The sequence below is a fragment of the Pseudoalteromonas sp. RWi3 genome (genome assembly GCF_054960735.1).
On the sequence record NZ_JBHNYL010000001.1, the window covers coordinates 601,089 to 613,399 of the forward strand.

A 12,311-nucleotide genomic window follows, 5' to 3' on the forward strand; every position below is an offset into this window, starting at 1 on the left:
ACTTAAACGGTGAGTTTAAGACCACTTTAAGAAAGTGGTCGGCGATGCAGGATTTGAACCTGCGACCCCTTGGACCCAAACCAAGTGCGCTACCAAACTGCGCTAATCGCCGATATTCTTTTTGTAAATTGGGGTGACTGATGGGGCTCGAACCCACGACAACCGGAATCACAATCCGGGGCTCTACCAACTGAGCTACAATCACCACGGCATTTACTTGTTTTCGAAATGGCGCACCCAGAAGGATTCGAACCTTCGACCGACGCCTTAGAAGGGCGTTGCTCTATCCAGCTGAGCTATGGGCGCATCGAAAACTTCATAGCAAACCAATAAGCTACCTTATTTAAACAGTGATCAGCAATACAGAATTTTATCCTGCGACTGAATTAGATGTATCTAAGCCAATCTTGCGACACTTTAAAATTTAAAAAAGTGGTCGGCGATGCAGGATTTGAACCTGCGACCCCTTGGACCCAAACCAAGTGCGCTACCAAACTGCGCTAATCGCCGATGCTTAATATTGCCTGCGAGTGACCTCGTTGACAACGGGGTGCATAATAGTGATTTGACTGGATTAGGTCAAACCTTTTTTTAAGAAAATAAATCAATCGGTCATTTTTAGTTCACAATGCCTAAATATTGTAAAAATAAGCTAAAATTTCAACTGTTTTATTTAATTGTACTGCATATCTAAAAAAAGCAACTTGGCGCTTTGGTGCTTTTCTGCGAAAATAGACAGACTAAATAGCAAGACAAACAGCGCTGGCTAAAGCCAGTCTCGTTTACCCCTTAAAAAACGATTGTTTCTTGCTATGTATCGCTTTCAAGTTAACTAACCCTAATTAAAGGTCACCCATGACGGCAAACATCATCGATGGTAAGGCAATAGCTAAACAAGTACGTAGTGCAGTAGCAGAGAAAGTAAGTGAACGAGTAGCAAATGGATTACGTGCTCCGGGACTTGCGGTTGTACTTGTAGGACAAGACCCTGCGAGTCAAGTCTATGTTGGTTCAAAGCGCAAAGCCTGTGAAGAAGTTGGTTTTGTATCAAAATCATTTGATTTACCTGCTGACACATCAGAGCAAGCACTATTAGATCTAGTCGATGAACTAAATAATGATAAAACAGTAGACGGTATTTTAGTTCAATTACCTTTACCAGAAAGCCTTGACGCAGAAAAAATTCTTGAGCGTATTACACCGTTAAAAGATGTGGATGGTTTTCACCCTTACAATATCGGCCGTTTAGCACAGCGTATGCCTGCATTGCGCCCTTGTACACCTAAAGGAATTATCACACTACTTGATTCTACAGGCGTTAAATATAAAGGAATGCATGCTGTAGTTGTTGGTGCATCAAATATCGTTGGCCGCCCGATGGCATTAGAGTTACTACTTGCAGGTTGTACTACAACGGTGTGTCATAAATTTACTCAAGATTTAGAGACTCATGTGCGTCGTGCTGATTTACTGGTAGTTGCGGTAGGTAAACCTGAGTTTATACCGGGTGATTGGGTTAAAGAAGGTGCGATGGTTATCGATGTCGGTATTAACCGCTTAGATACGGGCAAACTAGTGGGTGATGTACAGTATGATATAGCTGAACAAAAAGCGCACTTCATTACGCCTGTACCTGGTGGTGTTGGGCCAATGACGGTTGCAAGCCTGATTGAAAACACGTTAGAGGCCTGTGAGAAATACCACAGTTAAATTGCTAACATCTTTTAAAAGGGTTGCTATTTAAGCAACCCTTTTAAGTATAAACTAACACCTTAAGCCTTTTTTACTCTGTTTTTAATTAACTTAATGACTTGCGGTAATACTGAAAAACATATCATTAAAACCATAATCAAATATTGCCATGCTTGGTATTGCTCATTTAATAATACGATGGCACAAATAATACCTGCAATTGGGTTAGCAATCGTGCCAAAGGTAAACTCAACTACGCTCATCCGCCCAAGAAGCCAAACATATAGTGTATAGGCAAGCGCAGTATTGGGCACAACTAACCAAAATAGTACAAACCATTGATTTGGAGTAACCCCCTGAGCCAGTATTTGATAAGCCTCTGGTTTAATATAAAATGCTTGCACTATTGCTGCAACAGTCAGTGATAAACCACCTAAAATCAATTGCCAAGTCAGCACTGTCCACCAATGGATGTGCGTAGTGATCTTCTGCACTAATGTACTGCCGATAACGATTGTCAATAGTGCTCCTATTAGTGCTGTAATACCTAACAGATTAAGCGAAACGTGTTGTGGGTCGAACAACAGCCATGCTAAATAAACTAAAGTTAATGCACACACTGACTGCAATAGCGCAGGTCGCTGCCCTTTAAAAAGCCATGCATACAACAAAGCTACAACAGGCACAGAGACCATCCCTACCCCAGCAATTGCAGCAGGTAAATTAACCGCCATTACAAAAATAAAACTAAAAAATAACGCAATATTGACCGTTGATAATATGATTAAACCACGCCACTGCCTTAATTTCGGCCAAGTAGGCTTGATGATCAATAATAGTAAACCGGCAGGCAGTGACCGTATAGCGCCAAGTAAAATAGCTGGCCAGTCGGGCGTTGCATACTTAGTTACCGCATACGTAGTGCCCCATAAAAAAGCAGGGATCATGGCGAGTAGGATATTCATTTCATTCCTTTTTAATTTAGGTATCTAAACTATATGATATTGGCATAGCGAACACACATCCGGTGCTTTCTCGTATCTGCTCATGTTTTTTCATGTTGTGGTCTGGCTAAAAATCAACTGTGGAATTACCATGAGTAGTTTTTACAGGCAAAGCATATTTAATGATAACCAGCTACTCAAGTAGGTGGTATAGGGGCTGAAAATAAAAAAGGCACTATTTTTAAATAGCGCCTTTTTTATTATTTAATTAGTTGCTTGAAATTATATCAATTCACTTAATTAAGAGATCTATTTTGAGGTAAGAAAACCTTGTCGATAACAAGGCAAAAAGTCCGTCATTTAGCTGTTCTAAATAAGAAATTTTCAACACCGTTAGCGCCAGGTTTAATACCTAAAAGTGGTTTAGTATTATTGCGGATTGGTATTAAATTGCGTCTTCATCTTCTTCCGCAGTACGAATACGCACAACGCGTTCAACATCAGTTACAAAAATCTTACCATCACCTATCTTACCGGTTTGCGCAGTTTTTACTATAACGTCAATTGCACGGTCAACATCTTCATCACCAAGTACGATGTCTAATTTTACCTTCGGTAAAAAATCAACCATGTATTCGGCACCGCGATACAGCTCAGTATGTCCTTTTTGACGACCAAAGCCTTTTACTTCGCTTACTGTCATACCAGTAATTCCGACTTCTGACAAAGCTTCACGCACATCATCCAATTTGAATGGCTTAATAATTGCTTCTATTTTCTTCATTTTTTATTGCTACTTTAAATTCTTATTGAGTCGATTTTAGACAATACTGCTGTTCATAGCAAACAAAGCAATTGAATAATGAGGATTTAATCACCAACAGTGGTATCATTAACTAAAATATAATAATCACAAAAATATTACATCCGCTATCGGCGTTAGGTAACCACAATTTGATCTGTACTTAGAGGCGTAGAATGAAAAATATACAACGCGGCTTTACACTTTTAGAGCTAATGGTCACTATTTCAATAGTCGGCATCATCGCTGCTATTGCATTTTGGAACAGCAGCAATATGCTAGAAGAAAACCAAGCTGAAAATTATTTATTGGACTTAAAACGCACTCTTACTTTTGCCCGAGCGAAAGCTACAAGTACTGACGCCCTCGTTGTAGTATGTAGTGGCGATACAAACCTTATTACACAGAATAAGCGCGTTCCCTGCACAAACAGTTGGACATCTGGGACTGTATTTGTGTTCTATGACAGTAATACCAATGGCGTACAAAACCCAAAACAAGGAGATGTGATATTAAGAGTCCTTGACGAAATCCCTGATAATAGTCGTCTTAGCTTTTCAGGTGATAAATCGATTATATTTGATGCCAGTGGCCGCATTACAACAGCAGCGGGTACCTTTGTTTACTGCCCTAATAATGACAATGAAAACAATAAAGCGCTTACCATCACCCAGTCTGGCACCACGCTTTATAATGGCGATACCGACAGTAATTGCAATTAATTGCTAGATTACCTTGCAACTGAAATAGGGTCAGCTAAGTTTAATATAACTGTAACAATTGAGGTCTTCATGGATGAAGGTCATTCGCAACAAGCAAAGTCAGGGTACCTCTTTACTCGAGAGCATGGTGGTATTGAGTATCATTGCGATAATGTGCCATATAGCGCTGTTTAACTATCATCCACTAATCATCGAAAACAGACTAGACAACCACATAGCAAAAATTAATAGAGCCGTTGGACTTTCACGATTAAATGCAGTTTCGCACGGTTCAAACGTGACACTATGTGCACTTAAACACAATAAATGCGTAGCAAATCAGTGGCATCAAGAGCTAACCGTATTCACAGATTCAAATAAGTTAGGCGTATTTGACAACGACGATGTAGCTCTTTTACATGTTGATGCCATACACCTAAAAGATAAATTAACTTACCCTAGAACATATTTAACATTTCGTAACGATGGAACACCTATTGGTTTTCACAATGGTACATTTGTTTACTGCCCCGAATACGAAAAAGCAAACCACGCAGGGCTTGCTATATCGATAAGTTACACAGGCAGAACAAAAATAAGAAATACAGAAAAATGCTTAAAGTAAAACTAATCTCACTCTTAATTTCCCCAACACTTAGCACTATTTGCACTGGGAGTTGCTGTTTTAAGGCCAGCGTCATTAATAACGAAGGTTTTGCATTCATCATCTTTTAAAGGTGGCCCGTCAGCGGGTGTCGCCTCAAAGCTAAATGTACCTGCATCGTTATCTACTTCAACAGTAATAGTATAAAAGCCGTGCTCAGTAGGCGATACAACACCTAAATTATCTAAATCATTGGTATATTCACGGTTATCAACAAAGAATTGCTCTTGCCTATTTGCTGCATCAAGCAAGGTCGTTATAGCCTCTGTGCGTGCCGTACGCTTAACATGTTCAAAATAACTCGGTATGGCAACAGAAGCAATAATGCCTACAATCGCAACCGCTATCATGAGCTCAATGAGCGTGAACCCTTGCTGTTTACTTGTCTTTATTATCATTCACTTCTCGCTTATATATGAAAGTCTGCTGGGTATTAAAACCAAAACCGATAGGAACGGCACTGTCAACCAAATCAATATTGCCATCTTCATCGAATGAAATGCCAGGTCCTTTTATTTTTTTCGGAATAAATGGATTTTGTGCACTAAAATCAGAGCTGTCATTCGCTTTTATACCTGGCCCAATCATTAAAAATTGGCTTGTTGTTTCTACCTTTTTATTCTCATCATTTCCTCCATCTTCTCCGTCATCGCCCATGCCGTCACAATATCCATTGGAGTTACTATCTACACAACTATCAGCACTACCAAAATAAAGTTGGGGCGTATCTGGCACGTCATTACTTGTTGTGAAGCTCAACTGATCATACACTTTAGTGCCGTAGTGCAAATGAAATGCATACAGTGATCCCGAACCGCCAGTTAATGAACATTGATTAATGGTTTCTGTGGCTGAAGCAGGCGTGTAGCTCGTGTAATAAGCAACACCTCCAACAACAGTAGCAGCCGCGAGGGACTTTTCACCACTGGCAGGCAAATCATAGTACCAACCGGATTGCTTACTTAACTTTATTTCATTTTTAACAAACGTGTCGATATCGTCCAAAGAGTTACCAAAAGGGTCGTCATTTACATTCATTAAGTCTGAAACAGTGATGGTATCTGGGACATCTAAACCCTTAAATGACTTAGTTAGCGTATTTACATCTCTAATCATATAAAGTTGATCTTTGGTTATTGTGCCAATTGGGTTTGAGCGATTACCACTGCCTACCAAAACTGCGTCAAATGGCGTGTCTTTTCGAGTAACAATGGTTTTTCCATTATAGGTTGTATTCGTCACCTTGCTATACATAGTACGAGCAATCATGGGTTTGTAAAAAAAGCGTCTATCCAGCGCATTTGTTGAGCCATTTAATTTCGCAAACTCAAAATGACTCCACTCACTTGTTTTATTGCTCGGAATATCAACTCGCCAAATACTGCCGCTGGTATCTGCTGCATAAATACGATCAATATAACCATCATAATCTGAATCCAATGGTGTTACTGACGCTGCAATGCTATTTTTGCCTTTAAAACCTTTTTGAGGGGTCAATTCCCATAACAAACTACCATCAGAGGCTTTTACGATATAAATACCGCGACCTTTGCTATCATCTCCAAGTATAACGGTATCTTTATTTATGTCGTAACCTGCTCCAAATATCAGTACTGGTTCATCGCCAAATGCTTTTATGAACGAAACCGTCGGTGCAGACCATGTTTGCGCTAACTCAGTAAAGCTCCCTGTCCCTCCCTGGATTGGCCCACCCCACATTAAGCTTGGGTTATCTGGATCGGTAATATTTAAACCATAATAGTTACTACCTCCACGGCGCATGCCAAAAAAGGCCCATACTTTATCGCTACCGTTTACAATTCCATCACGGTTTGAGTCATCAAAGTAGATCGTAATTGGGCCATCAACACCATATTTTTTAGTATCGGCAGCATTTTTACGAATGGGGTCAATAATGCCATACAGGCTACTGGGTATGAACGCCCAACTTTCACTGACTGTGTTACCACTGTCTTTGAACATATGTAAAAACCCAGCGTTAGTGCCAATAAGAATTCTTACATCGTCATTACCATAGTCAACTGTAACAGGTTTAGAATGTAAAGGATCCCCAAAGATATCTTGCCGCTGATCGCTATTTGAAGCGTCTCCATCTTCGTTATCTACATCTATGCCTCGGGCCCAATCAATCGTGTTTTTAAGTTCACCCTGATCAACACCAAATGCTTTAGCCGCTTTAGCATCACCACCATAAGCTGATGATACTGCATTCTTATTAAATGCGATAAGCCCTGCGGTTCCTGCATCTGTGTATAAATTGCGACCACTATTTGCGGTAGTTGAAAGCATCAAATTAACCCCGCCATTTTCAACTGAATTACCATCTGCAGCAGCAGTACTAGGTAACCAAAATGTGCGTGCACCTTTATCAATTAAACCTTCCGAGTTAAGAGCTTGCAGGTTTTCAGAGTCAATAATTTGAGTGCCTGAAACTTTAAGCTTTTTTAAATTACCACGCCAACGAGCGCCACTGTCAGGGTAAAACATTGCGTAGTAAATAGAATCACGACTACGTGTTTGGTCAACATTATTACTGGCAATTGAAGGTGAGGTAAATGTGTCGTTTACTTCGCGAATACGCGTAATGGTATTTTTAAGTGCTTCTGATAATTGCTCTGCTGTGTCTGCGTGCAAATATTGCCCACCACCATACTTTGCTGCTTCAGATAATAAGTTTTTACCTGCGTTACTCATCCCGGTACCAAAACCAATTGGGTAAATTCGACCGAATTCACGCGTTTTCGTTGTGGGTGAATATAAGTCAATCTCTACGTCTTTTGTTCCATTGATCACCTTAGACAGTGCAGTTAAATAGCTGTTACTCACTACAGGTGGGTTGGCAGTAAAATAATAATTGTGTAAATTCTTAATATCGCTATTTCTGTTTGAATCGCTGGTTGGGTCGCCATCAGTCATCAAAATAATGTTAATACTGTTATCACAGCGCAGTGGCTCACCAGTAATTGGCTTAAATGGAGACTTATAAATACCAGAAGACTCTGCTGTATAATCCCTGTCAGTAGTATTTCCACCATAATAGACGCCTTGACCTGTGATATAAAGGTAGGCTTCCCACAAAGTCTCGGTAAGCGGTGTACTTCCGCTTGCAGGCAAATTATCTACTTTATCAAGTAGAAAAGATTTTGTTGCCCCTAACTTTGCTAAGACATAACCACCAGCACTGCCATTAAAGCGCATAAGACCAAATTCAATATCATCGTTATCACTAATTAACCGCGTGATCGCTTTTTTCGCAACACCTAATCGAGTATCATCACACTCAGCTCGATAGTATCCACTTCTAACGATATAACACTGCTCCTTCCAAGTGTAAGTATCTAAGCTTTTAAAACAATCTCCACGTTCAAACTTATTTTTTTTCACTCTTCTATAGCAAGTTTGGCTTTTGCCATCAACCACACTCCACGCCATACTCCCCGATGTATCAAACACAAGTAACACCCGTGGTTTTTCATCGAGCTCAACCTCATGATTTACATATAACTCGATATCTTCAGCTACACTAAAAAAACTAAAGCACGCAAAAACAATATATACCGACTTAATAATTAACTGTTTTATCTTCATTTTTAATCTCACTTAACCGCCAGTATTTAGGCTAGCCATTTGCTGTGCTATTCCAGTGGTTACCGTTATGGTGTGCTTACTCTTTGAACCATAAGTAATCGTTGAATTTATTTGAATCATGTTACATGCAATGCCCGCTGTGAAGTCATAATCTCGCGGACAAGGCAGATCAAGCGCGCCATTATTAAGGTTACTTAATTCACTCGCTGTGTCGTCAATTTGTGTGAGTGGGATTGAACCGTCTGGAATTTGCGCTTGTGTAAATAATAACTTACTTGTTCCACCTTTTTGCGCCTCTGTCGCAATTACCTTTTGTACATTACCCATTAAAATATTCTCAGCTTCTTCTCGCTCTAATGCGGCGTTGGTAATTTTTATATCAACACTTGCACTGCTCATCAGCGTAACTGCAATGCCTGTCACAGCAACGACCATAATAAGCGCAGCAATTAAAACAACACCGCGTTGGTTGTTTGCTAAGGTTAAATTCGCCATTGACTAGCTCCTACATTGTTTAAGCGTATCGTGGTGGTAAACAAAGCCCGACGAAAACGATCATTGAACTTCAAAACGCGTTGATTTGCATCTTCACCTAAGGTGTATGTTTGATTCACTTGATTAAGGTCAGCATCTGGCTGGAGTGATCTTACTAACAGAAACACCTGAACAGTTAAAATGCCACGGCGATTTTCCCAGTCTGATGCAGTCATATTTTCAACACTACGATATGTATCGATTCGGCTGTCAAAGTTAGTATCTAAACCAAATAAAAAGCGCATATTTTCAATCCCTTCCATAATAGTCTCGGTGATCATGCCACCTTTAGGGGTTAGCCTTTTACGCATCAATACGGGGATTGTTAGATCTTGCTTATTTACCTTATAAGTCTGTTCATCAATGTAATATACGTGATGGCGATACCGCCACACGGTTGAATTTGGGTTGGCTGGATTAGCAGGGCCGCGAGTAAACTCTCCCCACTCTTGCTGAGCAATAAAATAATAGTTGCCGTTGTTATTCTGTGCAGCATCTGCCGTATCTATTTGTAACCCTTCTAAAAACTTAAGCTGCAGAACATCAGTATTATCTTGTGCGTTTGAAATACAATTTAGCTGGGCACCACCGCTTGATTCAATAGCATAAATAAGTCGAAAATTAGAATTAACACTATTATCTGGGAAACTTTTATTATTCAGCCCTTCAGTGCAATCCCCGGCCGGGTTACTGGCACTGCCTGCAACAATTGTATTGTCTGCTGAAAATGAATCTTCATAAAACGTGCCCCAAAAACCAATTTGTTCTATATCGCGCTGCATTATACTCAAAGCCAAGCGGCCAGTTTCCTGTAATTCACCGATGGTCATGGTGTCTCGGGTGGTTACTTTCATACTCACGTAAGTAAACATGACGCCGCCTAATACTAAGCCACCTACAAATAAAGCAACCATCATCTCAACTAGAGTAAACCCTTTTTGCTTCATTTAAGATGCCCTCAAATACATAAAACTTGTTAGCACAACGACTCTGCGCTTTTTATTGTTGGCACCACATTTAATCGCTGCGGTGTCACCAGTAGCAGTATATTCTTGACGCCCTTGCCAACTAATGATTACTTCAAGGTTGAATGCGTTACTGCCCCTTGCAGCATCAGCTTGGTTGTTAATACACACTGTTGCATCATCAAGCGCACCTGTGTTCTCACGAGCTTGAATTGCGCGAATCCATTGTTGCTTATCAAGTGCTGCAATTTCAGCGGCCGTACACACATTTGAATAGCAGCGTAACTGTTTGTTTAATTTATCATCACTTGTAAAGTTACCATTATAGCGCGCTGTTAATCCTGCATCGTCATTTGCACGCATCCGCTGAATAATATCATTGCCAAGTGCTATTGCTGCTGAGCGCTGCATAGCATCAAAGCTTGCTTGCTTTGCTTTTGCCTGCAATGCCACTGCACCCAATAGTCCAAAGCTTAAAATTATAAACGCAATTAACACTTCCACTAAAGTGAAACCGCGTATCGATTTAGGTGATAAATTAGACATAATAGCGCCAAAAAAACTACTTACAGTAAGATTAATTGACCTTATTTGAAATACAAGTGGTAGGTAGATGAGCGGTAAAATTACCTGATAAACGGTACTTTCGATAGAAAAGATTTAACAACTTTATATTCACGCCTACTCACTACCAATTCGTGTGCACAACCATTAATTTGTACTGTATGTGTTCCATCGCTATGTGTTTTTAATGCCGAAATTCGTTCTTTATTCGCCAGTACTTTACGATGAGTCCTCAAGAAGGAGGAGGGATAGTCTTGTTCTATTTGCTTTAAACTTTGATCGATTAATGCCTCTCCTCCACTAAATACTATACGGGTATATTTATCCTCAGCAGACAGAAAATATACATCTTGAATTTGGACTGTTTTAATAGTGCCGCCACTTTGATAGCTGATTGATTTAGATCTTTGGGCTTGAAGATGCGCCCGATTTAACCGGCCTAACTGCGCAGTTAGTTTTTCAACTGACTCTTTAGTAACAGGCTTAACTAAATACCCAACTGCTGATAATTGCAGAGCATCTAGTGCATGTTCAGGGTGTGCAGTAATAAATACAACTGCTGGCGGAAGAGTAAACTCATTCAGTTTTTCAGCCACTTCTAAACCACTCATTTGGGGCATATCAATATCTAAAAACACAATGTCAGGACTAAAAGAGTTGGCCAACTCCAGCGCTTCTTGACCATTACAGGCTTGTTCAAAAGCTGAATATTCACTCATATTACTTAGCAAGCGCTGAACTCTTATTCTCGCTAACGGTTCGTCATCTACAATCAGTGCCTTCATACATTCCTCTCACTGAACAACGGAAGTACCAGCTTAACTCTAAAGGTCGAATTGCGAGCACTTATATTCAATGTAGCTCTACCTCTATAATACAAGTTTAAACGCTGACGAATATTATCAAGTGCCATGCCATTTCCTGTACGCTCATTCTCTGTTGTTGGTATCTGGTTTTCAACTATAAACGTGATGGACTGCTTACTCACATTTGATAGAACATTTATTTGCGAACCTTTTGAAAATGGCTCTACCCCGTAACAAATTGCATTTTCGATTATCGGCTGCAACGTTAAATAAGGAATACTGATATCAGGAAGTGAACCTGGCAATTCCCAATTCACTTTTAATCGTTCACCAAAACGCCAACTTTCAAGACTAATATATTGCTTCGTCAGGGCTATTTCATCTTGTAGTGTTACTCCCTCCCCTGCTTTGAGAGCTGCTTGTGATAATGCAGCTAATGCTAAAATAGCATTCTCTGCTGCGTCTGGATCACACTGTGTTAGCTCTGCAGCGGTATTGAGGCTATTATATAAAAAATGTGGACGAATACGGGCTTGTAATGCATCTAGCTCGGCTCTTGCAAGTGATTGTGTTTGCTTGTGTTTTTCAAAATATATTGTCAGAAATTGAACAAATAAACAGGCAACTAAAAATACAATCAACAAATTATGAGATACAAATATCCATGGCTTTGCAATATCGACGATACCGTCAATCATGGTAATAGCTAATATACTCATTAGTATGGTAGTCATAATTAATGACAAAAATAAGCTTATGCTTTGTACAAGTTGAGAATGCCTACTCAGTAGGTTACGTGTTAGATAAAGCGCACTCAGGCTAAGTAGAAAGGTAAGCTGTATAAAAAGGCTGATAATTCCAAGACGAACCCATGTACCATGTGATGCTGTGGGGGCAAAGGCAAGTATCGTTGCAATAACTTGGCCAACCACTAACGTAGCAAGTACACCTCTTTCAGTAAAAAGAGGTCCAAAAAGCAACGCATTGGGTTGCATTGACTTGCTCATTGGACCTTCTCCTTTGCATATTT

The 12,311-nt window shown here is 40.0% G+C and carries 12 protein-coding genes and 4 tRNA genes; 3 read left to right on the forward strand and 13 right to left on the reverse strand.

Features of this window, described 5'->3' with window-relative positions; genetic code table 11:
• Positions 1 to 35: 35 nt before the first annotated feature.
• The 4 genes from ACFI4Z_RS02515 to ACFI4Z_RS02530 form a co-directional block, all read right to left on the reverse strand.
• Positions 36 to 112: transfer RNA gene (locus tag ACFI4Z_RS02515), tRNA-Pro, on the reverse strand.
• Between the two features lie 17 nt (positions 113 to 129).
• Positions 130 to 205, reverse strand: a tRNA-His gene (locus tag ACFI4Z_RS02520).
• A 24-nt stretch (positions 206 to 229) separates the two neighbouring features.
• Positions 230 to 306 (reverse strand) — tRNA-Arg (locus tag ACFI4Z_RS02525).
• Positions 307 to 433: 127 nt separating this feature from the next.
• Positions 434 to 510: transfer RNA gene (locus ACFI4Z_RS02530), tRNA-Pro, on the reverse strand.
• 345 nt (positions 511 to 855) lie between these two features.
• On the opposite strand from ACFI4Z_RS02530, the gene folD reads away from it, so the two are divergent.
• Positions 856 to 1,710 carry a bifunctional methylenetetrahydrofolate dehydrogenase/methenyltetrahydrofolate cyclohydrolase FolD gene (gene folD / locus ACFI4Z_RS02535; protein WP_462669185.1) on the forward strand — a complete coding sequence of 285 codons (855 nt, stop codon included), beginning with the start codon at positions 856 to 858 and terminating at the stop codon, positions 1,708 to 1,710.
• Positions 1,711 to 1,772: 62 nt separating this feature from the next.
• Here the strand turns inward: folD and ACFI4Z_RS02540 are convergent, their stop codons facing one another.
• The gene (locus tag ACFI4Z_RS02540) at positions 1,773 to 2,657 is read right to left on the reverse strand and encodes a DMT family transporter (RefSeq protein WP_462669186.1); all 885 of its coding nucleotides are present in this window, start codon (positions 2,655 to 2,657) and stop codon (positions 1,773 to 1,775) included.
• Positions 2,658 to 3,081: 424 nt separating this feature from the next.
• The gene (gene glnB / locus ACFI4Z_RS02545; protein ID WP_394192163.1) at positions 3,082 to 3,420 is read right to left on the reverse strand and encodes a nitrogen regulatory protein P-II; all 339 of its coding nucleotides are present in this window, start codon (positions 3,418 to 3,420) and stop codon (positions 3,082 to 3,084) included.
• Between the two features lie 194 nt (positions 3,421 to 3,614).
• On the opposite strand from glnB, the gene ACFI4Z_RS02550 reads away from it, so the two are divergent.
• Both ACFI4Z_RS02550 and ACFI4Z_RS02555 read left to right on the forward strand, forming a co-directional pair.
• Entirely contained in the window at positions 3,615 to 4,160 is a 546-nt protein-coding gene (locus tag ACFI4Z_RS02550) for a GspH/FimT family pseudopilin (RefSeq protein WP_462669187.1), read from the forward strand.
• Between the two features lie 73 nt (positions 4,161 to 4,233).
• The gene (locus ACFI4Z_RS02555) at positions 4,234 to 4,764 is read left to right on the forward strand and encodes a GspH/FimT family pseudopilin (protein ID WP_462669188.1); all 531 of its coding nucleotides are present in this window, start codon (positions 4,234 to 4,236) and stop codon (positions 4,762 to 4,764) included.
• Positions 4,765 to 4,778: 14 nt separating this feature from the next.
• On the opposite strand, the gene ACFI4Z_RS02560 is transcribed toward ACFI4Z_RS02555, so the two are convergent.
• The 7 genes from ACFI4Z_RS02560 to ACFI4Z_RS02590 all read right to left on the reverse strand — a co-directional run bounded on the left by ACFI4Z_RS02560 (position 4,779) and on the right by ACFI4Z_RS02590 (position 12,288).
• Positions 4,779 to 5,201, reverse strand: a complete 423-nt coding sequence (locus ACFI4Z_RS02560; protein WP_462669189.1) for a type IV pilin protein — start codon at positions 5,199 to 5,201, stop codon at positions 4,779 to 4,781.
• Positions 5,182 to 8,412 (reverse strand): pilus assembly protein, encoded by a 3,231-nt coding sequence (locus ACFI4Z_RS02565; RefSeq protein WP_462669190.1) that lies wholly within the window; start codon positions 8,410 to 8,412, stop codon positions 5,182 to 5,184. Before ACFI4Z_RS02565 ends, ACFI4Z_RS02560 begins: the two co-directional genes overlap by 20 nt.
• 12 nt (positions 8,413 to 8,424) lie before the next feature.
• The gene (locus ACFI4Z_RS02570) at positions 8,425 to 8,907 is read right to left on the reverse strand and encodes a pilus assembly protein PilX (RefSeq protein WP_099297878.1); all 483 of its coding nucleotides are present in this window, start codon (positions 8,905 to 8,907) and stop codon (positions 8,425 to 8,427) included.
• Positions 8,895 to 9,893 carry a PilW family protein gene (locus ACFI4Z_RS02575; protein WP_462669191.1) on the reverse strand — a complete coding sequence of 333 codons (999 nt, stop codon included), beginning with the start codon at positions 9,891 to 9,893 and terminating at the stop codon, positions 8,895 to 8,897. Before ACFI4Z_RS02575 ends, ACFI4Z_RS02570 begins: the two co-directional genes overlap by 13 nt.
• Entirely contained in the window at positions 9,894 to 10,457 is a 564-nt protein-coding gene (pilV, locus tag ACFI4Z_RS02580) for a type IV pilus modification protein PilV (protein ID WP_099297882.1), read from the reverse strand. It lies immediately after the preceding gene.
• 80 nt (positions 10,458 to 10,537) lie between these two features.
• A complete protein-coding gene (locus ACFI4Z_RS02585) occupies positions 10,538 to 11,260 on the reverse strand; it encodes a LytR/AlgR family response regulator transcription factor (protein ID WP_462669192.1) in 723 nt (240 codons plus the stop codon).
• On the reverse strand, positions 11,257 to 12,288 hold the full coding sequence (locus tag ACFI4Z_RS02590) for a sensor histidine kinase (protein WP_462669193.1): 1,032 nt from the start codon (positions 12,286 to 12,288) through the stop codon (positions 11,257 to 11,259). Before ACFI4Z_RS02590 ends, ACFI4Z_RS02585 begins: the two co-directional genes overlap by 4 nt.
• Positions 12,289 to 12,311: the final 23 nt, after the last annotated feature.